The following is a 24,880-nucleotide window of genomic DNA, read 5'->3' as shown; positions in this document are numbered from 1 at the left end:
TTTTTGATTAAATGGGTAACTTAATATTATAACAAATTGACGTAAGGTGGAGCTTAGCTTGAAAAATGCGAAGTTTAAGATTCGTGCATTCATCGTTTTCTTCCCAAGCAAGCAATGAGTGTTAAATTTGTACCTTGAGCACACGAAAGGAATGATAGTTAATATGATAAATAATATCAGCGATGACTTAAAGAAAATAGTATTAGCCGGAATAGGTGCTGTTGCCGCAACAACTGAGAAATCAAAACAAGTGTTGGATGAGCTTGTCAGAAAAGGTGAGATTACAGTTGAGCAGGGCAAAGTTTTAAATGAAGAGCTGAAGAGAAACATTAAATCCAGTATAATAAATCAACCGGATAAGCAGGACAAAGAAGTACAAGATACAAATCAGTCAAATGAAGACCCGTCAGCTGCAAGTATACCTCATACAAAGGTTTTGTCTATTGCCCGGCAGCTTGAGAAACTGAGTAAGGAGGATTTAGCCGCGGTTAAGGCTAAGCTTGCTGAATTAGAGAGGACAAACGCTGATGGAGAGACAGGAAAGCAGTACTGATAGCAGTAAAAAAAGGCTCGGTCAAATAATATTGGTTTTGGTAAAAAATGAGGTGGTTAAGGGCATTACGCCCGAAAAACTCAGGAAGATTATTGAAGAATTAGGACCGACTTTTATTAAGCTTGGACAAGTTATGTCAATGCGTAACGAAATACTTCCTGCCGAGTACTGCAAAGAGCTTGAAAAGCTTCGGGCAGATGTCAGGCCAATGGACTTTGCGGAAGTAAAAAAGGTAATAGAGGAAGAGTATGGAACAGAGCTGGAGGAGATTTTTGAGAGCTTTGAAAGTACTCCTTTAGGGTCTGCTTCTATTGCTCAGGCACACTTTGCCATCCTGAAAAATGGTGATAGGGTTGTCGTCAAGGTACAGCGCCCAGGTATCAAGGATATTATGGCCAGAGACATTTCACTTCTCAGAAAAGCTTCCAAAATTCTCAAAATTGCCGTTAATACCGGAAATGTAGTGGATTTTGGAATGATTCTCGATGAAATGTGGACAGTTACAAGTCAGGAAATGGATTTTCTTATTGAAGCCCGTCATGCAGAAGAATTCTATGATTATAACAGAGATATTGTTTATTCCACATGTCCTAAAATAGAACATAAGTATACAACTTCAAAAGTACTTGTAATGGAGTATATTGACGGTATTCAGATAGATGAAACCGATAGCCTTATTTCAATGGGATATGATTTGAATGAAATTGGTCTGAAGCTGGCCGAAAATTACATAAAACAAATTATTGACGATGCTTTTTTCCATGCGGATCCACACCCGGGCAACATCAGGATAAGAGAAGGAGAAATAGTGTGGATTGATTTGGGCATGATGGGACGGCTGTCAAACAGGGACAAGCTGCTTTTTAAAAATGCAGTCGGTGCAATTGCAGAAAATAATACGGAAGAAATAAAAAATATATTGATAACATTGGGCAATCACAAGGGTAGAATAAACCATGTAAGGCTTTATTCGGATATCAGCGATATGCTGTCCAAATACGGAAGCATGAATATCGGTGATATGAATTTAGGCAGCATTATTGAGGAGTTTATTGTGCTTGCAAACACTCACGGTATATCAATGCCCAAGGGCATGAGTATGCTGAGCCGTGGAATAATTACAATTGAAGGAGTATTGTCAAAGCTCTCACCTGATATAAATATTGTTCAAGTGATGGCAAACCGTATGTCATCGGAAGTTATGAAGGATATTGATTTGTCCAAGGAGCTCCTGAATACCGGAAAGACCTTGTACGGTTCGGCGCGAAAAACATTGGAAATTCCGGCGCAGCTTTCTGATATTCTAAAAATGACAATCAAAGGGCAGACCAAGGTAAATCTGGAGCTTACAGGATCAGAAGAGCCTCTTACTGCTATAGATAAAATGGTAAATAAGCTGGTTATTTGCATTATAAATGCCGGACTGCTAATCGGCTCCAGCTTGATATGCACAACTGATATGGAACTAAAGCTGCTTGGTCTGCCGCTGATTGGAGTGCTTGGCTATGCAGTGGCTATTATTCTTGGTGGCTGGCTTATATTTGATATAAGAAAAAGGAAACCATAGGTGTGAAAATCTGATATTTAACTTGTAATATTACAAATTACTGTCAATAAAAATATACTTATGTTATAATTTTTATATAATATATGGAAAATAATTTGAGATATTTAAAAAATGGAGGATATATGCCAAAGAAAGTCACCATGGATACTATAGCTAAAAAACTTGGGATATCGAAAAATACAGTTTCTTTAGCCTTGAGGGGAATGGCCGGGATTAGTGAGGCCACCCGAAAAAAAATAGAAGAAACTGCATTAAGTATCGGATATAAGTATAAGACAAATGGTGTAAAATCCTTAAATACAAGAAATCTATGCCTTGTCATAGCAAAAAGCACACGTGATTCCATTGGATTTTTCAGCTATATTCAATTGGGCATAGAAGACGAGGCCAGAAAGAATAATATGAATACAATAATTCATTATTACGATGAGAAGGATGATATTTTTGAAATTCCAAATTGTATCAGAGAAGGAATGATTACAGGAATAATAACACTTGGAAGAAATTCTCTTAAAACGATAAATGCTATCCTTTCATACAATTTACCTGTAGTACTGGTAGATAATTATTTTGATAACCTGGAAATGGATTGTATATTGACAGATAATCAGTGCGGAGGATATCTCGCGACAGAATATCTGATTAAGTGCGGTCACACGAAGATAGGCTTTATAGGAGACACCTCCTTATCTGTTAGCTTTTATGACAGATATCAGGGGTATTTAAAGGCCTTGAACCAGCATAATATAGAAATGGTTGAAGGATATTCGGTAACTGACAGGGTTTTGGATAATTTAACAAGTGAAGATGCGGAATATATAATCAGTGAAATTAAATCAAAGGAAGGATTGCCTACTGCTTATTTCTGCTGCAATGACGCTCAGGCTGTTGTATTATTGAAAGCCTTGAAAAGTATGAATATTTCTATACCTGATGAGATATCAATAATAGGCTATGATGATATAGAAGCAGCAAGAAGTATCACACCGGAATTAACTACCATGAAGGTAGAAAAGGAACTGATGGGAAAAAGGGCGGTAAGTATGCTAATTGAAAGAATAGAGAATAGAAAGGAAATAACGGAAAAAATTCTTTTATCTGCAAAGCTGATTGAGAGGCAATCGGTAAAAAATAAAAAACTGTCATAAAGCAGTGTAAAATTATTTAAACTTAATTTATAACAAAAAATCACTTAATATATAATGAGTGATTTTTTTTATTGTATTTTTATAATTATAATTAACTATATCAATACTGGAAAATGTAAAATTTAATCTATATAGGTCGAAAAAGGTTAGATTTTGATGTTTGACAGTTTTAGACGCAATGAGATATACTAATTTTAGAATAATAGTTGGTATATTAGTAAAATATTATACAAAGTTCAGCATAAAAATTACTTCTTTGGAAGATTCGCGATTAATACATATATAATACATGAAAAAGGCGCATAAGTATACATAACAGATTTATTACGAAATTGAGAAATCTTTGTTTACTTGTATTTTTTTGAAGGTTAACCATTACATTACATAAATACTTCATTAACGGTTGGATTTTCCCCGGTGTAAGCATGAGAGATAATCAGCACTAATTATATAATATAAAAGGAGAGTTATTTATTATGAAAAAAGAGGAAATTGAACAAAAAATCTCTGAGCTTTTAAAAGGCCGCAGTCAGTTTAATGGTGATAATATTAAGCTGGACTGTGACTTGAGAGATAATTATGGTATTGATTCCATCGCATTAGTAGAATTGCTTATAGAAATTGAGTGTGAATTTGACATCAGTATAGACAGCAACCTTCTTACCTATGAGTATTTTTCCACCGGAAATGCTATTTGCGACTACGTATTTAAGAAGCTGTAAGTAAACAGCAGCAACATTAATATCTATTAGGAGTGTTGTAAACGATGGCAATAAAAGAGATTAAAAATGTACCCAGATTTTTTGAACCATATGTAAGCGATTGCTTTCATAATGCATTATCAGCTCAATTGATGTATTTAGGATTGAATCCGAATATAATTCTGGCAGATTACCTGTCGTTTTTATATGATAAGGAAACAGGGTACATGGGAGTAAATTATCTGTATAAGTACAACACATCAGTTGAGTTTTCGGAAACAGAGCTGAATACATCATTCGAACAAGCGTATTTTCCGGTGCCTGAGGTTTATAAAAGAGATGGTACCGAAAATAAAGCTGATTATTCAAGAGATCAAATTATGGTAAAGATGTATATTGAAAGTGACTCTGATTGTGCATATAACAGAGTAAAGGAGTTAATTGACAGTGATATTCCGGTTGTAGCGGCTGTAGACTTGTTTTACATGCAATACCACAGAGCTTATCAAAAAGAGCATGGCCTTCACTATGTTGTTATAACAGGGTATAACGAAGAGGAGGGCTGGTATGAGCTGTTTGACAAATACAGACTCTCCAACAGTGATTTTGACGGGAGATTGCCGATTAATGAGGTGAGGATGGCAAGAGCCTCTGATAACCCTTTGAACAATGCGATGATGGGTGAGTATTCACGTCCTGTTCAGAATGTATGGTGTGAGGTAGAAAACCATAAAGGCTTCAAGCTTCAAAATGACAGGATTGCTGCTACCTTGAAGGAGAGCTGCATAAGAATGAGCAGTAAGAAAGAGGTTCTGGGATATCAATGCGGATTTGATGCTATTAATACCTTGGTTGATGATTTGGAGGCCAAAAAGGCAGTACCCCTTTGTGAGAAAAACCAGTATATGTTTAAGACTTATTATAATGAGACCTTTAAAAATATTGCCAGGAGCAGAAAAAGATTTAAAACCTTCATAAATGAAATAGACGGAATACTACCGCAGAATATTCAATCAGACATATCTGACCTGCTTGAGGAATCATCAAGACATTGGGACATCTGTGCAAATTTATCCTTGAAACTGGGAATAACCAAAAAATTGACGCTTTTAGAGGATATTATAAATCAACTGAAAGAGGTTATCGTAAATGAGCAGAAGGTAATTTCTGATTTGGGAAATGCGCTTTAAAAATAAGCAAATTTCAAAAATTTTTGTGAGAGGAATGATGCATTTTGGATTATTCACCATGGGGATTATTTTCAGATAGTTATAAAAAATTTCCAAATAATTTTATGCTGGTGTTTGAAAATTCTCAATTTACATATACACAAATAATGGAGAGGGTTATAGAAACATCAGGGTTTATTGATAATATGAATTTCCGGATAGGGGGTATTTTTCTTCCCAATTGTCCGCAGTTTATAATATATCTGCTTGCGCTTAACAGGCAGAATAAACTGACAGTACCCCTGTCTTATCAGCTCAAGGGGGAATCACTGTGTGAAAGAATCAATTATGCAGACATTGAATTTTTAGTAACAGATAATAACGGATTCAATGAAATTCGTAAAATTAAAGACAGATTACAGATTAAATATATTGTGGTATTGCAGGATTCGGCAGAGGCTCAGGTACACACATATGAGACTGAAAAAGTAATTAATGAAAGCATTAAAGAGGGCACATTTGGCATCTGTTTCACCGGAGGTTCGACCTCAGAGCCAAAAGGAGTAGTGCTCTCTAATTTTGCTGTTTCGGGTAATGCCTTGGCAGTTGCGGAGGTTTTGCAATTTACGGATGAAGACAGGTTCCTTATGGCCAGGCCGTTAACTCAGGCAGGCCCTATAGCAAGTGACCTGCTTATGGCAATAAGCTGCGGAGCATGTGTTATTCTTCTGAATGACCTGTATCATCCTGCAATTTTTCTCAAAACGGTACAGGACCTAAGACCTACCACAACATATTTAGTGAGAACAATGCTTGTGCAAATACTGGAGTATCCTTTTATAGACAGGTTTGACATCAGCTCTGTAAAGAGAATCATACTGGGAGCAATGATAACGCCGGAAAGTGTTTTCTTGAAAACTAAGGAAAAGTTCAGCAATGTTTCTGTATACAATGCGTATGGCTTATCGGAAGCTGCCGTAAGAGTATCTTTTGCCTGCAATGAGGAGGTGCTGAGGTATCCCGGTACTGTCGGCAGGCCGATAAAGGGCTGTGACATGACAATTTACCGTGATGACGGGACAGTTTGTGATACAGGCGAAATAGGAGAGATATTTGTCCATACGGATTATATAATGGACGGATACTACAAATATCCGGATAAAACCTTACAGGCCGTAACTGATAAAGGCTTACGTACCAAGGATAAAGGATATAAAAACGAACAAGGCCTGTATTTTATTGTTGGCAGAACAGATGACCTGATTATTCAGGGAGGGAATAATGTATACCCGATAGAAATTGAGCAGATTCTGCTTATGAATCCCTTGATAAAAGAGGCTGTTGTATTGGGCATAGATGATGAAAAATTAGGTCAGAAGATAGTTGCAATGGTACGTGTAGCTGATGGAAAAAGTGTTTCGGTTCAGGACTTATACAGATGGTGCCGTGCAAATCTGGAGGACAGGAAAATACCCAGAGAGATAGCAATTGTAGAGAACATACCCAGAAATGAAATGGGAAAGCTTAATAAAAATGTGCTTAAAAGCTTTTATGAAAATGAAATCCAAAACAGGGGGAATTAAAAATGAAGAGAGATGAACTATCCGCAGAAAGGCAACTGGTACTGATGACAGCAATTGAAATGGAAGAAGCACAGGGAGCCATACTGGAAGAAATCCTTAGCAGCCACCTTAATTGGGCAGATATTATTTTCCAGATGATCACCCACAGAACAATAGGTATGTTTTACTATAACCTGAAAAAGTTCAAATTGGTTGATAAGCTGGAAAAAGAAATATCTCGGCTTTTGGATGCACATTGGCAGGTATACGGTGAGAGAAACGGACATTATCAAAAGGAACTTGCTGAGGTACTGAAGGCTTTTAACGAGCACAATGTGGTTGTGCCCATTCTGAAGGGAAATTTGCTGGCAAGTATAGTATATCCTGAGTTGGAAACAAGAATATTCAATGATTTGGATATGATTATGAAGCTTGATGACGTAGTTCCTGTTACGCAGGCTTTGGAAGGGATAGGCTTTATTCAGGGACATTTTGACGAAGAGAAGCAGGAAATAATACCTGCCTCCAGAAAAGAAAAAATGCTGCAGCAGATGGTATCCCACGAATTGCAGGAGTTCCAGAAGCTGAGCGGAAATAAATTTGCAAAGCTGGTACAGGTTGATATAAATCATGATATCCTCTGGAAAGGAAATTGCCCGTACAAGGTTCCTACCGCGGAGCTGATTGCCAGAGCACTTCCTATAACCATAAGCGGTGTGCAGGGCTATATGCTGGATTACATCGACAATATCATTCAGCTCAGCTGCCATCTTTATAAAGAAGCGACACTAATGATGTGGGTTACTGATTTGAGAGATTTGAAAATATACAAATTCTCTGATTTGTTTATGTACATCAAGAAGTTTTTTGGCAAAATTGATTGGGAATTGCTTATTGAAAGGGTTAAAGGCTACAATCTTGACAAGGTTGTTTATTACAATTTCCATTATATAGAGATGATGTTTGGCAAGCTTATCCCGGAAAAGGTAATGGAGGCGATAAGACCGTCTGATCTGACATATCTGGATGAATACGGGATAGAAAATAAGGAGCCTTCAATATGGGAATATGATTTCTTCACAAGACTTTTCGAAACAGACAGAGTTCTTACATTAGCTGAAAATCAAGTTTCGGGAATGAAGAAATACCTTGATGCAAAGGCCAAATCTGACGGAGTATTCAAGCATAGAATACTGGACAAATAGTTATATTTTATAATGTGTAAAACAAGTTGGAAGGAGAGATATAAGACTATGGAACCTGATAAAGACAGTATAATTAAGATGCTGATTACAGCCCTGAAAAGGGATGAGAGTGAATTTGCTGATATAACGGATGATACAGATTTGAGAGAACATGGTCTTGATTCAATTACCAGTATAGAAACCATTGTTATGCTGGAGGAAGCATACGATATCAATGTTGATGATGATGATTTATACATAGAGAATTTTAATACCATTGGCAAAATAATGACATTGCTTGATAAGTGTATGAATAATTGATTATGCTGTTCGATAAGAATATTTTTTAACGGCTGCGCTAATATAAACGAAGCTTGGCTGTAACAGATAAACCCCCAAAATACTGCCTGTTTGACGGCAGTATTTTGGGGGTTTATACTAGTAAAAAATAGAATGCCCGGACTTGTAAGGAAAGGTCAGCTGTATTTATCAAATTTATTGGTATATAATATTTTATATGCTATTTAAACAGCTTTGCTGAAAGTGTGTTTGATGTATTAGTACTGGGATTTTAGTAATTTATTTTTAATGTGACAGAGGTATATTTATAATTATGCAAATACTTGTTGATGCGGATGCATGTCCGGTTAAGGACATAATTGTGAGGCTTGCAAAGAAATACAGTATTCCGGTTACAATGATAATTGATACAAGCCATGAGCTGTATGACGGCTACAGTACAATAATAACGGTGGATAAGGCCAGAGACAGCGTTGATATAAAGCTTGTAAATCTGCTGAAAAGAGAGGACATAGTAGTTACTCAGGATTACGGAGTTGCGGCGATGGCTTTGGGAAAGGGTGCTGTGGCACTGAATCAGAACGGAATGATATATTCGGATAATAATATTGACAGGCTGTTATTTGAAAGGCATATCGGGCAGAAGGTTCGCAGGGCGGGAGGACATACGGGCAGTATAAAAAGGAGAACCAAGGAGGAGGATAAGAGCTTTGAGAAAGCATTATCAAAGCTTATCGGAGAATAAAACAGAAATGCTGAAATTGATATAAGGATTGGAGTGTATTTAGATGGACAATAATATAAAGACTATTATGGAAAAACGCATAAGTAAGGTTGCTAAGAATCTTGAGAAAAACAACATGCAGGTTCATTATGCTGCCAGCATGTCGGAAGTAGCCGCCAAGGTGGCAGAATTATTAAAGGATGGAGATACTGTCGGCATCGGAGGCTCACAAAGCATTTTTGAAAGCGGTGTAATTGAGCTGCTGAGAAGCGGAAGGTACGATTTTTTGGACAGGTACAAGGAGGGATTATCCAGAGAGGATGTGGAAAAAATATATATTAAATCTTTTTCGGCAGATGCTTATATTTGCAGTTCAAATGCAATAACCGAAGATGGCGAGCTTTATAATGTAGACGGAAACTCCAACAGGGTAGCCGCTATATGCTACGGACCTAAGTCTGTAATTATTATAGCCGGGTACAATAAGCTTGTAAGAAATTTGACTGAGGCTGTAAGCCGTGTGAAAGCAGTTGCGGCACCTGCCAATTGCAGCAGACTGGAATCCAGAACCTATTGCAGGGAAAAGGGAGAATGTATCTCCTTCTCGGAAGATGCATCAGGCATGGCGGAAGGATGCGGCAGCCCTGACAGAATATGCTGCAATTACGTCGTTTCAGCGTATCAACGAAAAAAGGACAGGATAAAAGTTATCCTTGTAGAAGAAGATTTTGGATATTGACGGAGGGTAAAATGATAGTTTCATCTCTTGAAATGAGGCTTTATGCGCCGAATTGTCATTCTTTGAAGGAAAAGAGAATGATAGTGAAAAGCTTGATTCAAAGAACACGCAATAAGTTTAATGTATCAATAGCCGAGACAGATGAGCAGGATTATTATCAAACTATAGTGATTAGTACAGTATGTGTTTCTTCAAGCAGGGTTCAGGCAAATGCAGTGCTGGATGAGGTGATGCGCTTTATTGAAGAAAATACCGAGGCGGAGCTTACGGATTTTTTATTTGAGGACAGATAATAAAAACAAAGAAGCTGTTGCAGGAACGTTTCCATTAATCATGGTGAGTTCTTTTGCAACAGCCCTTTGCTTTTTTAGGGGAAAAGGTAATTTATGGTTACTGCATCTATAAAAAGTAATACTGTTATTTGTCTTCAGTAAAAGTCAGCTTAAGTGTAAGGGTTTTACCGCTTCTTATAACTACTGCATCTACAGTATCGCCTGCCTTATGCAGTTTTTTTACGGCATCAATATCAGACATGGTTTTAATTTCCTTACCGTCAAGCTTTGTCAATACATCACCTTTCACAATTCCTGCAGCCTGAGCGGCACCTTCGCCTGTAACTTCAACTACATATATTCCTACAGGGAGTCCATACATTTTGGAGATGTCTTCTGAAACCTCCTGACCGGATATTCCAACAAGCGGTTTTCCTTTTACATAGCCGTATGTCTTCAATTGTTCAATTATGGGCTTGGCAGTATTTATAGGAATGGCAAAGCCTAAACCTTCAACACCTGTAATTGATATTTTCGCAGAGTTTATGCCTATAACCTGTCCTTTTGAATTTAACAATGCACCTCCGCTGTTTCCGGGGTTTATGGCTGCATCAGTCTGGATAAGATTTAATGAAACATTCCCAGTGTCCAGCTGTCTGTTTAAGGCACTTATAACTCCTGAGGTAACAGAGCCCGCAAATTCCATGCCGAGAGGATTACCAATGGCAACCGCCAAGTCTCCGACTTCCACATCTGATGAATCTCCAAGCTCAGCGACCGGAAGATCGGTTAAATCAATTTTTATCAGAGCTAAATCGTTATCACTGTCTCCGCCGACAAATTTTGCTGTCGCTTCACGCTTATCAGGCAAATAAACCGTCAGTGTGGTGTTTTTTACATTGCTGTTTGGGTCGGCATATTCAACAACATGGTAGTTTGTCATTATATACCCGTCAGAGCTTATTATAATTCCGGAACCTTCAGAATCCGATGTTGAGGGAGACGACGAAGAACCGAAGAAAAATGAACGGTTAGTTGTTTGTATAGTCATTTTAATACCTACTATAGACGGACCCACCTTTTTAGCTATCTCGGTTACAGTCAGATCATCCGAATTATCCGAGGTTACGAGGTTTGTACCAGAAACGGAGCTTGAATCGGAAGCAGTCTGGGTAACTGTTGCTTTGTCGGTTGCTGAAATACCGCTCTGAATATCGCTGAGCTTATTAGAGAAGCTGGTATACAACGCTCCGCCTACTACAAAGCTTGTAACAACAGAAGTAACAAGAACAAGAGACATATATGTCAGAAATTTGTGCTTCCTTTTGCTCTCAGGCTTGATAATAATCTCTTTGTAATATGCTTGGCTTTGAGCCTGTGAGTCCGGGCTTCCATCAAAATCAAAGCTGTCCTGCGGCTGATTGCTGAAAGCATCATTACTTTGAGCTTGAGCTTCGTAATTGTCGGTGTCTTGCTCCTGATTGCTCATAAAAACAGGGTATTGCGATTGAGCAGACCAATCCTCCATGTTTTGAGCTTCGGTATCCGGCAGGTCAGTATTCTGCGGCTGCGTGTCCAAGTTACCGGAAGCCTGTGTGCTTGCGTTCATTTCATTATTTTGCTGCTCCTGAGAATATATATCGTTATTGTATTGTTGTTGAGAATCTGAATTATTATCATTTTGTGGTTGATTATTCCAATCGTTTTCGTTATACATAATATTTCCTCCAATCTATAAACAGAATTTATTTTACCTTATGTCTATATGATAAACAGAAATTATGTACAATTTACGAAGAAAATTTTAATAAATTGTTATAAAATTAAAAACAAATTGTTAACGAGCAAAATATGGAAGGGTTTTAATCCAGGCATACACCTTGGCAGACAAAAAATGCGGTATAACAGATACCGCACTCTGAAGCATGAATATAAGGGCTTCAAGGCTTATCCTGCAAGGAGTGTTTATCATTTACAAACATGAAATCATAAGGAATATCTTCGCTGAAGATTTCAAACAGGGATTTGCTTGCTGCTTTATCAATATCAACAAGTACATGCTTTTCTAATATTGCTGTGACCTTACCGTAGCCTATGAACCTGCCGTCTCTGGTTATAGCGATAAGATCGTCCTGCTTGATAAATTCTCTTTTTTCACATTGAACTAACATATATCCACCTTAGGTATAATTCTCACTTTCAATATTATATGAATATCAGCCGTAGGAATATAACAAAAACAGTACAGGATTGTTTATAAGAAAGCGGCACTATTATCATATCCTCCGGCTGGTACTTTTATACGTTATAAGGCGAATATTGCAAAAACCGTTCCATAAAATACAGAAACGGTTTTTGCATCACATATACATATATAAGTGCTGGGGGCACTGTATATCAAAAAAATAACGGAAGCTGTACAGAGTAAGAATTACTCAATACGAAAGGCTTTGTAAGCACCGGGACTAAGCGATATTTTAAAATAGGTCATTCCCTTGTGAACTGTTGCTTCCATTTCCGAGGAATCATAGCAGTTATGTGATTCAAGCTGAGACAAGAATCGGGCTTCTTTATGAACAACGATTGTAAATTCGGTGTTTGTTTCCCTGAAGGATTCAACTATAAAGGTGTCATTGTCATATATAAACAAGCCTATCCGGGAGGGAGCCTCCAAATGGACGGGCATATCTATTGAGGATGCCTCTCTGATTATATTCAGCACATCCTCCGGATAGCTGTACAAATCTCCGGGATTGTCAGGAATAGTTAAAACGTATAGCTTGCCTTTGCTGTATTTGTTCTCTAAAAGAATGGCATGATTGTTGCAGCTGTCTATTCCGACAGCTCTCTGCCAGCTGTCATTTGTTTTAAAATCAATATGAGGGATCAAAATTTCTTTATCAGAAGAACAGTACTTCTTGAAAGCGCAGGCTTCCATTGTCACTCCAAATTCTCTGACCTTTGATTTCTTATCGGTATAATTTATTGCCGCTATGTCGGAGAGCTGTTTGTTTAGTGCTCTGAGCAAGCCTGAGGTAAGCATTACGGATTTTCCGTCACGTAGGCTGGCTTTGATTTTATCAATAATTGCAGGATCCTTTTTCGCACTTTCGGTAAGCAATATAAACTTACTGTGTGAAGGGTATTCCGCAAATGGCTCCAGAGGCAATCCCAACATACCGAGATATCCATGGAGGTAATCCTCACCGTCTGAGTTAAACGGCTTATAGCAGGAGATGCCTGCAGGCTTGCCTGTGTTGCCCATGAGCTTGTCCGATTCATTAAATATGAAACCTGCCAATGGAACGAAAATTTTATAATCATATGCCAGCAAGCCGGCACAAAAAAGGGTTATTTCCTTTGCTTTAGAGAAAATGGTCATATACAGCTGCTCTGCATAAGCATTTAAATTACAGTTAAAGGCATCAAACCAACCGCCGAGATTTTTGCCGGGATTGATATTTTCAAAATATCTCATAATAAAATAACCGGCATATCTTTGGAGAACCTGTTGAGTGTACTGGGAATCACGGGTTTCGGTTCCTGTATAAAAGGAATCGAAAAGCTTTAGCTGAGTTTCAGGAGTGTAACCGTTAAACTGATGGTGATCATACCAGTTGGGATATTTTATTATCATATTTATATCAGGGTTGACTGATTTGGCAGTACTCATAATTTCAGAAGAGACTTCCGTCAGCAAATGAGTCCTGAAATCCGCCCAGCTCTTACCGCCCTTTGCTTCTATACATAAATCGCATTTACAATTAGTAAAATAGAAATCATCTAAGATTATTTCATCAAACAAACCTGCCGTATATGCAACAACCTCTTTCAGCTTCTCTCTTTGCTCAGGGCTGCTGTAGCAAAAGGAGCTGAAATCCCACGGGCTTTCAGCGGCAGGAGTTGTGGTTATAGCTCCTGATACCTTGACACCCTTGCCGTTAAGGTGTTTTTTACAGAAAAGCATATTTTCCTCCGAGAGAAAAGTACCGCTGCGATAGGTTTCCAAGTATATCTTTCCTATGTCTATATGCTTTGAGAAGAATTCAAAGGATGATTCAAATGCGCCGTCTTCTATCAGCCTTAATAAATCAAATGCATTGTAAAAAATAGCCGTACTGAAGTTTTTATAGGACATAATCTGCCTCCCTTGGCACAAAAATTTTTATAGATATTCTTTTCTGAAAGCTGCAGAGATTATTCGAATATATCTGTAATGCTGATATATTATGCTGATTACCATAGCTAAATTATAAATAACATAATAAAAAATATCTCGCCAAAGGTTGCTGTATATTACTCAAATATTGCCCTTTTAAATTCAGATGGAGAACAGCCTTTTACCTGCTTAAAAACACGATTAAAGGTTTTAATGCTGTTAAATCCTGAATTGAAAGAGATTTCCGATATGGAGTCAGAGGTATTAATGAGCATGCTGACTGCCTTAGAAACCTTATAATTATTCAGATATTGTCCAAATGTCATTCCGGTGGTCTCCTTAAAAAACCTTGTGAAATGAAACATACTGAAATTGGCTGATTTTGAGACATCAGCCAAGGTTATCTCCTCTTTGTAGTTTTCATCGATGTATTTTGTTACCTGCTCAAGAATTTCAAGCTTTTTCATCTGTTTATTCAATTGGGCAGAGCAGAGCTTTTCATTTGGTATATAACGGATTATGCCTGCGGCTATGTCATAAAGCCTGGCTCCTACAAAGAATTCATATCCTGCCTTCATATCGGATTTTTCTTGCTGAATGCCTAATATTTGTTTTTCAAAAAAGCTGTGTATGGAAAATTCAGAGTCTTTTTGAACCGTATCATAAGGAATGTGAGGCTTTAAAAGCTTTATTCGCGTTAATTGATTTGAAAGCTCCTCGAATAATGCAGGATTGAACAGAATAATTATCCGGTCGCATATTTGTGGCTGCATTAAAAAGTAATGCACCTCGCCCATGCCTACGATAAATATATCTCTGTTATGCAAGGTATAAACTGTGCTGTTCTGACCTATTTTCAGTTCATCTCCCAAGACATAAACTATTTCTATTCTTTCATGCCAGTGAGGAGGGAATTCTTGAACATCGGTGTGGAAGACGTTTATTGGAAAGGTATCTGTTTTGTTTGTGCTGATTTTCTGATGGTGTGCTTCCATAGCCAGTTCTCCTCGTATATGCAATATTGTTTTTTCAAACCCAAGCTGCGTTCAAAATCAGCTTAAAAGCTTACTTCGGCTGGAAAAGACGAAATAAATATAGATATCATCGCGAAGGCTTGAACCGTAATTGACTTAGTAATATACTAGCACAGAATATTTAATATATAAAGAATCATTTATAAATAGTTTCCATATTATATTATGAAATGAAATATAAATATTAATGAATATTTGGTAAGGAGGAATATATTTTGTATAATTTAAACCGATACGGAAAATATTCAAATGAAAATAATAATATTGTTGCAAGTGCTTTTGGGGATGTAAACGGAGATAATATTCCTGACTATGTATATCTTACCGGTATAAGGACTCACGACAGCTCGTTTATACAGGATATTACACTGAATATCAAGGATGGAAAGACCGGTATAAGACAAGGCTTCAAGCTGGCATCAAATGCAGGCTATAGTCCGGCTCTGACTTTGAAGGATTTTACAGGAGATAAGGTCAAGGATATACTTATAAGCATTGCTTCAGGCGGAAGCGGCGGAATTATGTTTTACTACATATTTTCAGATATAGATAATCAGATAAGGATGATTTTTGATTATGAGGAATATAACAACAGATACAGCTATAAAGTAAGTTTTGAGGACTTTTATCGGGTATGTGTTAAAAATATTGAGCTGAAAACAAAGTTTATAATAGATATAACATACAAAGGCTGTGAATACTTAAACGAAATATATGAGCCAAATGGTGAACTCAAGGCACCGATAGAAGGCTGGGTTGACCCGTTAAGCGGACTGTTTCCCATAGATTTTGACGGAAACGGGATTTATGAATTATTAGGCTATCAGGGCATATCAGGGAGATACCATGCAGATTCTTTGGGATATTTGCAGAGCGTGCTGAAATGGAACGGCAGGAAATTCTACCTTATGGAGCAGTATATTGCCATATTCGGCTCCGGTCCGGAGGATAAATAGAGGAGGTTATATATATAAAATAATCAACAATTTTATTTTCAAAAACACTAAAAATTTTTATAATTTTTCACATATACAATTTATTTTATATAATTTATAATATGTATTGTTGAAAATAATTCATTCTAGTTGGTGGATTAATTCCACCAGCTAGTCTTAATATATTTCTTTGAAAGTCATGTCCTTATGCGGAGGTTTAGCATAAGGCTTTTTATATTTTATCAGGTGGTTTATGCGAATTGAAGCTTTAAAATTGCTTCTCACAGAGCCGGCGAAAATACTCTTAAAAACAAATAAAAAATGAAAAATGCTATTGACATAAATCATCTTCTTTTGTATAATGTAAAAGCACGTTACAAAACGGCAGTATTATGGCGGCGTAGCTCAGTTGGCCAGAGCATTCGGTTCATACCCGACAGGTCGTAGGTTCAAGTCCCACCGCCGCTACCATATAAAGCGATAGAATATGTCGCTTTTTAACGGCCCGTTGGTCAAGCGGTTAAGACACCGCCCTTTCACGGCGATAACAGGGGTTCGATTCCCCTACGGGTCACCATTTGGGAGCTTAGCTCAGCTGGGAGAGCATCTGCCTTACAAGCAGAGGGTCATAGGTTCGAGCCCTATAGTTCCCACCAAAAGGATTGCATTTTATATGCAATCCTTTTTACATGTACGGATTTAATTACATAGTTATGTATCAATACTTCTAAATTCTTTTCCTGTAATTTCCGATGTGCTGACGGATGTGATAAAAGCACCCTCAGCTTTATAAACAGGGTCTCCCCCTTTTATTTTAAAAACCTTGTGCGATAGTATGCCGAAATGATATGTGACGTTTTTCAGGTGATAGCCTGAAAAAGTTTCGACAGGGTATATCAAAAACCGGTGGCTTTATAGCCGGGATTTTGTTTTAATCAAACTATAAGCACTTAAATTCATGTTATAGTTATACAGCTTTTTGATGATAACTGTCTAAAACATATTATTTCCCTATTCTAAATGTGACAAATAATTTTTATTGCCTGCATTATAATCATAAAGGCAATTACGGTTAAAAACAAATGATAAAGTACAGGGGGATTACTGAAGATGAAGACAGAGACGCTTCCATATAAGAATATCGGAGGATATAATTCGGCTGACCGCAAAAAGACAAGCGGTTCAAAAATTATGGCTTTATTGCAGTATTTGAACAAAACAAATTTTTTTATTCTGCCTATGGCTTTTTTGCTTGGAAGAATTACACTGTTTGACGGACGGATGCCGTTTGGCATTGCAATTTACGCTGCCACCTTAGGTATGAATATAAATAGGATATTTATATCAATTGCAATATTCGCAGGAATGCTCACAACAGGTTCTGCGTACGAAAGTGAGCTGTTTTACAAGCTGCTGACGGCAAGTACCGTAATGCTGCTGATTAATGCAATTAATATTCCTTTTAAAAAGAGTATGGGGTCTCATTTGAGAATAGGAATCATAACCTTTTTAGGTCTTTTAATCCCTGAAACGGTATTTATATATTTGGAAGGCTTTTATATGTATAGCATACTTGAAGCTCTTTTAAACGGTTTTATTATTTTTGCGCTTGTTTTTGTGCTGAAAAATGTAATGGAGGTTCTTGAGAGTCCTTCAAAGATATACAACATGACCAATGAGGAGATATTAAGCATTGCAATTGCATGTGCATTGGCAGTCAGTGGTCTGGGGCCGTGTAATATTTATGGAATAAGTCTCAGAAACATTTTCTGCATCATAATTATACTTATTTTCAGCTTTAAAACGGGTGCAGGAAACGGTACAGCAATAGGCGTTATTGTCGGCACACTTATAAGTATATCCTCAGAATCATCTGCTGCAATTGCTTCATATGCGTTCTGCGGGCTTATCTCGGGAATCCTGAGAAGCATGGGCAAAATAGGCTGCTGCATGGGTGTGCTAATGGGAGATGCAATACTGACTTACGTTATCACAGGATCTATTGAGGTGCTGATTTTGTACGAGATAGTCATATCTGTTGCAATCTTTATGTTAATTCCCGAAAAAGCGATGGATGCAATGGTAAGCAGGTTTGATAGAAAATTATTGGCTAAGGGAGACAAAAAGGGATACAGTGCCAGGATAAAAGAGATAACTGTAGAAAAATTAAACAGATTTTCAGCAGCCTTCGGTGAAATGGCGAAAACCTTCGATGAGATATCCGAAACTAAAACTATAACAGAGAAGCATGATATTACAGCAATATTTGACAGGGTTGCGGACAAGGTATGCAAGGATTGCAGCTTGTGCACCCATTGCTGGGAGCAAAATTTTTGCAATACCTATCAGGTGATGTTCAAAATTGTTGAAAAGCTGGACAGTAAGGGATGGATCGAGCAGGAGGATATACCCAGATATTTTATGGACAGATGTGAGAGGGTTGACGAATTTGTAAAAGCCGTTAACAATGTTTTTGAACTGTTCAAAGTGGACATGGTTTGGAGGAGCAGGATAGGTGAGAGCAGAGGCTTGGTTTCACAGCAGCTGAAAAGCATGTCAAAGGTAATCTCAAATTTGGCCGGTGAGCTGAATGTGGATATTGACTTCAAGGATGATATAGAAAATCAGATTATACTGGATTTATCAAAAGCAGGAATACGAAATGCGGAGGCTATAGTATACGAAAATAAATTCGGCAAGTATGAGGTGAGGCTAACGTATAAAGGCTGCGGGGGAAGAAGGGCCTGTATAGGGAATGTTGAAAAGGCAGTATCGGAGGTAATAGGGCGCAGAATGCTTAAAGACGGCAGTGAGTGCGGCTTGAATTCAAAAAGCAATATGTGCACAATCAATCTCGTTGAAGAAGAAACCTTCAAGGTAATTACAGGTGTGGCACGAATACCGAAAAATGAGAAATATGTATCAGGGGATAACTATACCTTTATTAATACCGGTGACGGCAAATACATTGCAGCCTTGAGCGACGGAATGGGAACAGGGCATAAGGCCTGTGTCCAGAGCAAGGCTACTGTAAATCTGATTGAGCAGTTTATGGAGTCAGGCTTTGACAAGGATACTACGGTTAAGCTTATTAACTCGCTTCTGGTTCTGAGGTCCAATGATGATTCTTTTGCGACCATTGATATGTCTGTAGTTGATTTATATGAAGGAGAGGTTGAGTTTGTAAAGGTGGGGGCGGCTCCTACTTTTATTAAAAGAAGTGAGGTTGTTGAAACTGTGAAAACAGCTTCGCTGCCGGCAGGGATTCTTAGTGAGGTAGAATTGGAGCTGGTACATAAGAAGGTAAATAACGGGGATTTTGTGATAATGGTTTCTGATGGTATTATTGATTCCTTTCAGAATACTCCTGACAGCGTAAAAGAAGTTCAAGGCATACTGGAGAGAATGACCAGTAAGAATCCTCAGGCGATAGCGGATGATTTGCTGGAGGAGGCATTATGCGCCTGCAAGGATAAGGCTCCTGTGGATGACATGATGGTGATGGTGGCTAAAGTATGGAAATCCAAGTAACTGGCTGTTATTAATCTGGTATATGCGTATAAAAATAGTAAACTTTCATAAACTACTGATAAATGCTCTTGTTGGAGGATACTATGTTTTATGGAAAAGCTAGAAGGGTGATTGTAATTAATGATATTTGTTCCAATTTATTTGAGTCGGCTATACTGGTTTTAAAAGAGGAGAAAGAAAGAGAGGAGAAATGTACCATTTTAAATTCGGATAAGCATAACAATGTAAAAAAGGATTTTATTCTGAAGGAGGCAGAAGCAATCATTAATAGCTATATTAAAGAAAATAAATGCAAGCTGCACCCTCCGGAGAAAAAAGAGAAAGCTAACAATAAATTCATTAAAAATATAATAATAAATTCAGCCTTGATTGGTAGCGTTGCAGCAGTTGTTTTTCTTTTAATGAAGCTGTTTTAATATGCATTAAACGGTAATAATTTCTTAAAATCAGTATTAATACTGATAACGCTCTTGATTTTAGCATGCCATATATATTATTATATGATATGTGTAAAACAATATTAAGGAGCATATATGAAATTGAGTTTTAACAAAATAATTGATTTTTTCCTGCTAAGAAAGGATTTTTATTCCAAGCTTAATGACAAAACTATGTGGCTTTATATAGGGATAGTCTTTGTTGGCTTGCGGGATGTATTCTTCGCTGCGGTTAGTATGTGTTCAAATAATGCAGAATTCAGAAATAATTTTGAATTCAATTTCAAGGTTATGGGGATATTGCTTTTGGCAGCCTTGGTGGTAGGCTTTGTGGATATGATGGGTTTTTCTTATCCCGCTTTTGATGCCATAAAGCATTTTAAAAACAGAAATGAAAGTAAGTCCATGTCATTGGTAATGATATATTCAAGCCAGTTAACAAAGGTCGCAAAGCTGTATGCAATAGCTAATGCTATTATTACACCTGTAGATTTGCTGTGTTATTTTACCGGAAGCATGGCTGTTACGTATAATTCTGATATACTGGCATACATATCCTCGGTGCTTGGCATATTGGCGTATTTTTGGTTCAACGGGGTAATTACACGGGGGCTGTGTGTGCTGTTCAAGCTTTCAAACAGTATCAGAGGAATTGTATTCGTACTTGTTTTTATTTGGAATGCATTGCTTAGTCAGGCAATTGTCTATTTGCTGGAGCTGGTTTTACTCCGGCTGTAATATATATGGCGGCATATTTTTTATAGTTGTAATGTAATTCAGCTATTTAGGGTGTACAGGGATAATTGAAACGATAATTTATTATATTGGCAGCTTTTTGATATTGTAAACAAGCAATTATTAGGCTATAATATGTATTGGATTTGTATGGGAAATTTACGTTGCAGGAAGCTTTTGTTTTAGCAGCTTAATTACATAATGTCTCGGTAGTCTAATGGATAAGACGGTGGATTCCGGTTCCACTGATACGGGTTCGATTCCTGTTCGGGACGCCAAGCGCTGGAAATTAAAGATTTCTGGCGCTTTTTGTTAAACAGTTATATTTAGGCAGGAGCTTTGGACTGCAAGTGATTCAGCAAAAGGAGACAACTTCTATGGATAAAAAAAATAAATTGGAACAAGGATACATAAATCAGCGCAAGGTTTTGGGCAATGCCCACAGCAGCATTGATGACAGTGTAAAGGATATATTTCCTGATTTAGAGAAGTATATGGTTGAATATGTTTGGGGGGAACTTTATAATAGAGAGGCATTGGATTTAAAATCAAGAGAGATAGCGGCAGTAGCAGCGTTAACAGCTCTGGGAAACGCCCAGCCTCAATTAAGGCTTCATATGAACGGAGCACTGAATGTCGGCTGCACTATTAATGAGATTAAGGAAATAATACTTCAAATGTCAGCCTTTTCAGGGTTTCCGTCATGCATTAATGCGGTAAACCTTCTGATAGCAGTTTTAGATGAACGGAAGAGCGAAGGTATAGAGGATGATATAGGGACTGAACCTACAAATGAAATTTTACCTGAGACCAGATACGAAATAGGCTCAAGGGTGCTTTCGGAATTGGACGGCAGGCAGGTGGAATTATTGGAGAAGTTTTACGGAGATTTTTCTCCGGAGCTTGTAGAGCTTATAGTTTGCGGGCAAGCGGATATTACAGCAAGAAATAATATAGACAAAAGGTATAGGGAGCTTGCTTCAATTTCTGCTATGACAGCTTTAGGGACTGCGCAGTCACAGTTAAAAACACATATTAATATGGCACTTAATATAGGGGTAACATCTGCTCAGCTAAAGGAATTAATGCTTTTAATGACAGCCTTTTCAGGATTTCCGTCGGCTGTAAACGGAATGAATAGCCTGATGGCTGTTTTAGCGGACAGGAAATAGCAATACATAGCCGGCAATAAAAATAAATTATCATACACTTATAAAAACGAGGAAACAAACAGTGAAAATAGGAAGCGCAGAATTGGAAAACAGGATTTTTTTGGCACCAATGGCCGGAGTAACGGATATGCCGTTCAGGGTGTTGTGCAAGGAGCAGGGATGCGGACTTGTCTTCACTGAAATGGTAAGTGCAAAGGGTATGCATTATAATGACGATAAAAGTACAAAGCTGACACTGCTTGATGAGAAGGAAAAACCCGGTGCAGTGCAGATATTTGGCTCCGAGCCTGAAATAATGGCGGAGGTGGCAGAGAAGCTGGACAGATCGGATGCCGGTATAATTGATATTAACATGGGCTGCCCTGCTCCCAAGATAACAAAAAATGGTGAGGGCAGCGCTTTGATGAAAAAGCCGGAGCTGGTCGCCAAAATAGTAAAGGCTGTTTCAGGAGCCACCAAAAAACCGGTTACGGTGAAGATACGCAAGGGCTGGGATGATTCCCTCGCTAATGCTGTTGAAATAGCCGGAATTGCCGAAGAAAACGGTGCCTGTGCAGTTACGGTTCATGGAAGAACCCGTGAGCAGTATTACAGCGGCAAGGCTGATTGGGATATTATTAAGCAGGTAAAGAGAGCTGTTTCTATTCCTGTAATCGGCAACGGTGACGTAACCGGCCCCGAAGCAGCAAAACGCTTATTTGAGGAGACGGGCTGTGATGCCGTAATGGTTGGCAGGGGAGCTCAGGGTAATCCATGGATATTTAATCAGATAAACAAATACCTTGAAGAGGGTATAATTATTCCTGCGCCTACAGCTGAACAAAAAATACAAACAATTATAAGGCATATGAATATGCTGATAGAGTATAAGGGAGAAAGAACGGGCATTCTTGAAATGAGGTCACATATAGCTTGGTATATTAAAGGCCTGAGAGATGCCGCATATACAAAGCAAAAGCTTTTTAAATTAACAAATAAAGAGGAGATTTTTAATCTTTTGCAGAGTTTTTTACTTCGTCAGGAAAATACTTAGCTGCGATGTCTTCTATTCCCAAGACTATCTGCTGTGCACATTTTTGCTGAAAGTCTCCGTCAGTTAATAGCTTTAAATCCTTCTTGTTAGACAGAAAGCCTATTTCCAGCAATATAGAAGGCATGCTTGTATAGCGGAGAACATATAAATTCGGGCGGGGCATCAGCTCTCTGTTTCTCATGCCCAGATTCTCAAGTCTTGACTGCATAATACCTGCAATATCCTTACCAGTGTCTGAGTATGGATTATATGCGGTTAATACACCTCTTTGAGCCGGATCGGTATAGGAGTTGTTGTGAATACTGACAAATAGCCTGCAAGCCTTTTCATTTGCAATTTTGATTCTGTCTTCGAGACTTACATATGTGTCATCATTTCTAATCATAAAATAACTGATATCTTTTTCTTTTAAAATTTTTTCCACTTCAAGGGCGATAGCTAGGGTAACCTCTTTTTCCTGTATTGAGCCGTTAATTGCACCGGGTTCCCAGCCGCCGTGACCTGCATCTATTATTACGGCAGGAGCAGGCCCTTCAGGTTGTGCAGAAAACTCGGACACAATAGCTTTCGGGAAAATATCTTTTATTGAGAAACCGTTTTTAACCAAAAAGGTAAATACTGATAACAAAATAATTGCTATAGAAAGCAAAGCTATTAAAATTCGAAGGCTTCGTTCACTTGGCCTTTTCATATAACCTCCACGCTGATTTCCGGCATAAAATATTTATTGAGTGTAAACTTGCGGAGAATATCTGCTCTGCGCTTAGTAACCCACTATTGTTTTTTCTGCTATTATTCTATCATAAGAGAAAATAAATAAAAAAGGCTTTCAGAAATTTTTTTCTGAAAGCCTTTTTAAAAGCATACCGGATTTTCGGTTTGCGATATTATAGCCTAATTAATTACTCTTCTTGCTCCTATATACCTGCTTGAATAATAATCACTGCTTAAGCTTGATATAGTGACTCCCTTTGAAGAGCTGGCATGTATAAAATTGCCGTTCCCCAAGTAAAAGCCTAGATGAGAAGGACCTTCTTTATAGGTTGTAAAAAATACTAAATCACCCACGCGCAGATTACTTTTTGAGACGCTTGTTCCTGATTTATACTGCTCAGCGGCAGTTCTTGGAACAGTAATGCCATTTTTGCCTAATACATATTGAGTAAATCCGGAGCAGTCAAAACCACTTGGAGATGCTCCGCCCCAAACATAAGGCACTCCCAGAAGGCTTTTTGCGGTACTGATTACAGCGCTTGCCTTGGAGCTTGTGGCAGAGGATGTCGTTCCTCTGTTTGAAGAAGTACTTTTTGTGCTTGAGGATGAACTTGAAGCAGCCTTATTGGTTGTTGCTTTTGCAGCTGATTCGCTTGAAGACGATGTGCTGGCTTTTGATTTAGCGGTATTTGCTGTTGTCTTGTTTTCTGTACTTGATTTTGAGCTTGTGACAGCCTTATTTGTGCTGGAATTGCTTGCGGCTGAGCCGGAAGTATTTTCAGCTGCTGCTTTTTTTTCTGATGTTATATTTTCAGTGCTCTCACTTTTAGATAATTTGACATCGTCGGTTAAGGCTTCTAGCTTTTCCGGATTTAATTGCTCCAGCTCACTGGCAGCTGATATACTGCTGTTGCTGCTGTTAAGCTCCAAATGCTTGTAAATTGGAATTATTGCTGCTGCACAAATAGATAATGCTAAAAAAGTTGATAACAATTTTTTATTCATTTGCCCTCCGATAGTTTCCCTATATGCCGGTTATAACAGCATAAGAACATTTTCTATAGGGTTATTTTTGATAGTCAGGTAGGCCTTATCCTCATGGACTGCATGCAGGGTGTTTCTACTATGCCATCATTTCTGAGAGCTTTGCGCAAAGCTGCTGTTAGGCCTATTATAAGGCTTTTTTGCCTGAAAGGGCAACCTGTAATATA

Annotated in this window: 23 protein-coding genes and 4 tRNA genes; 21 read left to right on the top strand and 6 right to left on the bottom strand. The window is 38.0% G+C overall.

The window, feature by feature from the left end:
* Nucleotides 1–151 precede the first annotated feature (151 nt).
* From LY28_RS07785 to LY28_RS07735, 11 genes are all read left to right on the top strand, one after another.
* Complete coding sequence (locus tag LY28_RS07785; RefSeq protein ID WP_340162535.1) at nt 152–553, top strand: phasin family protein; 402 nt, start codon at nt 152–154, stop codon at nt 551–553.
* Nucleotides 528–2,120, top strand: a complete 1,593-nt coding sequence (locus LY28_RS07780) for an ABC1 kinase family protein (protein WP_110461612.1) — start codon at nt 528–530, stop codon at nt 2,118–2,120. The genes LY28_RS07785 and LY28_RS07780 overlap by 26 nt, the downstream gene beginning before the upstream one ends.
* Nucleotides 2,121–2,242: 122 nt before the next feature.
* Nucleotides 2,243–3,268, top strand: coding sequence for a LacI family DNA-binding transcriptional regulator (locus tag LY28_RS07775; RefSeq protein ID WP_110461611.1), 1,026 nt, complete (start codon nt 2,243–2,245; stop codon nt 3,266–3,268).
* A gap of 476 nt (nt 3,269–3,744) precedes the next feature.
* Complete coding sequence (locus LY28_RS07770; RefSeq protein ID WP_110461610.1) at nt 3,745–3,990, top strand: acyl carrier protein; 246 nt, start codon at nt 3,745–3,747, stop codon at nt 3,988–3,990.
* 44 nt (nt 3,991–4,034) lie between these two features.
* Nucleotides 4,035–5,159: a BtrH N-terminal domain-containing protein gene (locus LY28_RS07765; RefSeq protein ID WP_110461609.1), complete on the top strand. Its 1,125-nt coding sequence runs from the start codon at nt 4,035–4,037 to the stop codon at nt 5,157–5,159.
* Between the two features lie 44 nt (nt 5,160–5,203).
* Complete coding sequence (locus tag LY28_RS07760; protein ID WP_110461608.1) at nt 5,204–6,721, top strand: class I adenylate-forming enzyme family protein; 1,518 nt, start codon at nt 5,204–5,206, stop codon at nt 6,719–6,721.
* Between the two features lie 2 nt (nt 6,722–6,723).
* Nucleotides 6,724–7,905, top strand: coding sequence for a nucleotidyltransferase domain-containing protein (locus LY28_RS07755; RefSeq protein WP_110461607.1), 1,182 nt, complete (start codon nt 6,724–6,726; stop codon nt 7,903–7,905).
* A 48-nt stretch (nt 7,906–7,953) separates the two neighbouring features.
* Entirely contained in the window at nt 7,954–8,205 is a 252-nt protein-coding gene (locus tag LY28_RS07750; RefSeq protein ID WP_165835520.1) for an acyl carrier protein, read from the top strand.
* 292 nt (nt 8,206–8,497) lie between these two features.
* Nucleotides 8,498–8,929 carry a YaiI/YqxD family protein gene (locus LY28_RS07745; protein ID WP_110461605.1) on the top strand — a complete coding sequence of 144 codons (432 nt, stop codon included), beginning with the start codon at nt 8,498–8,500 and terminating at the stop codon, nt 8,927–8,929.
* Between the two features lie 43 nt (nt 8,930–8,972).
* Nucleotides 8,973–9,647, top strand: a complete 675-nt coding sequence (locus LY28_RS07740; RefSeq protein ID WP_110461604.1) for a lactate utilization protein — start codon at nt 8,973–8,975, stop codon at nt 9,645–9,647.
* 11 nt (nt 9,648–9,658) lie between these two features.
* Nucleotides 9,659–9,940 carry a DUF503 domain-containing protein gene (locus LY28_RS07735; RefSeq protein ID WP_110461603.1) on the top strand — a complete coding sequence of 94 codons (282 nt, stop codon included), beginning with the start codon at nt 9,659–9,661 and terminating at the stop codon, nt 9,938–9,940.
* 124 nt (nt 9,941–10,064) lie between these two features.
* Here the strand turns inward: LY28_RS07735 and LY28_RS07730 are convergent, their stop codons facing one another.
* From LY28_RS07730 to LY28_RS07715, 4 genes are all read right to left on the bottom strand, one after another.
* Nucleotides 10,065–11,636 carry a S1C family serine protease gene (locus LY28_RS07730; protein WP_242981184.1) on the bottom strand — a complete coding sequence of 524 codons (1,572 nt, stop codon included), beginning with the start codon at nt 11,634–11,636 and terminating at the stop codon, nt 10,065–10,067.
* A gap of 223 nt (nt 11,637–11,859) precedes the next feature.
* Complete coding sequence (locus LY28_RS07725) at nt 11,860–12,090, bottom strand: hypothetical protein (RefSeq protein WP_110461602.1); 231 nt, start codon at nt 12,088–12,090, stop codon at nt 11,860–11,862.
* A gap of 260 nt (nt 12,091–12,350) precedes the next feature.
* Nucleotides 12,351–14,057, bottom strand: a complete 1,707-nt coding sequence (locus LY28_RS07720) for a permease (protein WP_110461601.1) — start codon at nt 14,055–14,057, stop codon at nt 12,351–12,353.
* A gap of 158 nt (nt 14,058–14,215) precedes the next feature.
* Nucleotides 14,216–15,073 carry an AraC family transcriptional regulator gene (locus tag LY28_RS07715; RefSeq protein WP_110461600.1) on the bottom strand — a complete coding sequence of 286 codons (858 nt, stop codon included), beginning with the start codon at nt 15,071–15,073 and terminating at the stop codon, nt 14,216–14,218.
* Between the two features lie 251 nt (nt 15,074–15,324).
* Between LY28_RS07715 and LY28_RS07710 the strand changes: the two genes are divergently transcribed.
* The 10 genes from LY28_RS07710 to dusB all read left to right on the top strand — a co-directional run bounded on the left by LY28_RS07710 (nt 15,325) and on the right by dusB (nt 22,955).
* Nucleotides 15,325–16,068 carry a hypothetical protein gene (locus LY28_RS07710; RefSeq protein WP_110461599.1) on the top strand — a complete coding sequence of 248 codons (744 nt, stop codon included), beginning with the start codon at nt 15,325–15,327 and terminating at the stop codon, nt 16,066–16,068.
* A 373-nt stretch (nt 16,069–16,441) separates the two neighbouring features.
* A tRNA-Met gene (locus tag LY28_RS07705) sits at nt 16,442–16,518 on the top strand.
* Nucleotides 16,519–16,549: 31 nt separating this feature from the next.
* Nucleotides 16,550–16,624 (top strand) — tRNA-Glu (locus LY28_RS07700).
* Between the two features lie 3 nt (nt 16,625–16,627).
* A tRNA-Val gene (locus tag LY28_RS07695) sits at nt 16,628–16,703 on the top strand.
* Between the two features lie 454 nt (nt 16,704–17,157).
* Nucleotides 17,158–19,578: a stage II sporulation protein E gene (spoIIE, locus tag LY28_RS07690; protein ID WP_110461598.1), complete on the top strand. Its 2,421-nt coding sequence runs from the start codon at nt 17,158–17,160 to the stop codon at nt 19,576–19,578.
* A gap of 83 nt (nt 19,579–19,661) precedes the next feature.
* On the top strand, nt 19,662–19,994 hold the full coding sequence (locus LY28_RS07685) for a hypothetical protein (RefSeq protein WP_110461597.1): 333 nt from the start codon (nt 19,662–19,664) through the stop codon (nt 19,992–19,994).
* Nucleotides 19,995–20,111: 117 nt separating this feature from the next.
* Entirely contained in the window at nt 20,112–20,753 is a 642-nt protein-coding gene (locus LY28_RS07680; protein WP_110461596.1) for a hypothetical protein, read from the top strand.
* Nucleotides 20,754–20,953: 200 nt separating this feature from the next.
* A tRNA-Arg gene (locus LY28_RS07675) sits at nt 20,954–21,028 on the top strand.
* Nucleotides 21,029–21,127: 99 nt separating this feature from the next.
* Complete coding sequence (locus tag LY28_RS07670; RefSeq protein WP_110461595.1) at nt 21,128–21,922, top strand: carboxymuconolactone decarboxylase family protein; 795 nt, start codon at nt 21,128–21,130, stop codon at nt 21,920–21,922.
* A 61-nt stretch (nt 21,923–21,983) separates the two neighbouring features.
* Nucleotides 21,984–22,955 carry a tRNA dihydrouridine synthase DusB gene (gene dusB / locus LY28_RS07665; protein WP_110461594.1) on the top strand — a complete coding sequence of 324 codons (972 nt, stop codon included), beginning with the start codon at nt 21,984–21,986 and terminating at the stop codon, nt 22,953–22,955.
* Here the strand turns inward: dusB and LY28_RS07660 are convergent.
* Both LY28_RS07660 and LY28_RS07655 read right to left on the bottom strand, forming a co-directional pair.
* Nucleotides 22,912–23,646, bottom strand: a complete 735-nt coding sequence (locus LY28_RS07660; protein WP_110461593.1) for an N-acetylmuramoyl-L-alanine amidase family protein — start codon at nt 23,644–23,646, stop codon at nt 22,912–22,914. The genes dusB and LY28_RS07660 overlap by 44 nt on opposite strands.
* Nucleotides 23,647–23,849: 203 nt before the next feature.
* Entirely contained in the window at nt 23,850–24,674 is an 825-nt protein-coding gene (locus LY28_RS07655; RefSeq protein WP_110461592.1) for a C40 family peptidase, read from the bottom strand.
* Nucleotides 24,675–24,880 lie beyond the last annotated feature (206 nt).

The organism is Ruminiclostridium sufflavum DSM 19573 (assembly GCF_003208175.1).
Classification (GTDB): domain Bacteria; phylum Bacillota; class Clostridia; order Acetivibrionales; family DSM-1351; genus Ruminiclostridium; species Ruminiclostridium sufflavum.
The sequence above is the reverse complement of the archived record's forward strand: the minus strand, read 5'-3'. Positions and strand labels throughout refer to the sequence as shown.

Coding starts and splice junctions, on each gene's coding strand:
- LY28_RS07785 (WP_340162535.1), top strand. CDS start 152: ATGATAGTTAATATGATAAATAATATCAGCGATGACTTAAAGAAAATA.
- LY28_RS07780 (WP_110461612.1), top strand. CDS start 528: ATGGAGAGACAGGAAAGCAGTACTGATAGCAGTAAAAAAAGGCTCGGT.
- LY28_RS07775 (WP_110461611.1), top strand. CDS start 2,243: ATGCCAAAGAAAGTCACCATGGATACTATAGCTAAAAAACTTGGGATA.
- LY28_RS07770 (WP_110461610.1), top strand. CDS start 3,745: ATGAAAAAAGAGGAAATTGAACAAAAAATCTCTGAGCTTTTAAAAGGC.
- LY28_RS07765 (WP_110461609.1), top strand. CDS start 4,035: ATGGCAATAAAAGAGATTAAAAATGTACCCAGATTTTTTGAACCATAT.
- LY28_RS07755 (WP_110461607.1), top strand. CDS start 6,724: ATGAAGAGAGATGAACTATCCGCAGAAAGGCAACTGGTACTGATGACA.
- LY28_RS07750 (WP_165835520.1), top strand. CDS start 7,954: ATGGAACCTGATAAAGACAGTATAATTAAGATGCTGATTACAGCCCTG.
- LY28_RS07745 (WP_110461605.1), top strand. CDS start 8,498: ATGCAAATACTTGTTGATGCGGATGCATGTCCGGTTAAGGACATAATT.
- LY28_RS07740 (WP_110461604.1), top strand. CDS start 8,973: ATGGACAATAATATAAAGACTATTATGGAAAAACGCATAAGTAAGGTT.
- LY28_RS07735 (WP_110461603.1), top strand. CDS start 9,659: ATGATAGTTTCATCTCTTGAAATGAGGCTTTATGCGCCGAATTGTCAT.
- LY28_RS07730 (WP_242981184.1), bottom strand. CDS start 11,636: ATGTATAACGAAAACGATTGGAATAATCAACCACAAAATGATAATAAT.
- LY28_RS07725 (WP_110461602.1), bottom strand. CDS start 12,090: ATGTTAGTTCAATGTGAAAAAAGAGAATTTATCAAGCAGGACGATCTT.
- LY28_RS07720 (WP_110461601.1), bottom strand. CDS start 14,057: ATGTCCTATAAAAACTTCAGTACGGCTATTTTTTACAATGCATTTGAT.
- LY28_RS07715 (WP_110461600.1), bottom strand. CDS start 15,073: ATGGAAGCACACCATCAGAAAATCAGCACAAACAAAACAGATACCTTT.
- spoIIE (WP_110461598.1), top strand. CDS start 17,158: ATGAAGACAGAGACGCTTCCATATAAGAATATCGGAGGATATAATTCG.
- LY28_RS07685 (WP_110461597.1), top strand. CDS start 19,662: ATGTTTTATGGAAAAGCTAGAAGGGTGATTGTAATTAATGATATTTGT.
- LY28_RS07680 (WP_110461596.1), top strand. CDS start 20,112: ATGAAATTGAGTTTTAACAAAATAATTGATTTTTTCCTGCTAAGAAAG.
- LY28_RS07670 (WP_110461595.1), top strand. CDS start 21,128: ATGGATAAAAAAAATAAATTGGAACAAGGATACATAAATCAGCGCAAG.
- LY28_RS07660 (WP_110461593.1), bottom strand. CDS start 23,646: ATGAAAAGGCCAAGTGAACGAAGCCTTCGAATTTTAATAGCTTTGCTT.
- LY28_RS07655 (WP_110461592.1), bottom strand. CDS start 24,674: ATGAATAAAAAATTGTTATCAACTTTTTTAGCATTATCTATTTGTGCA.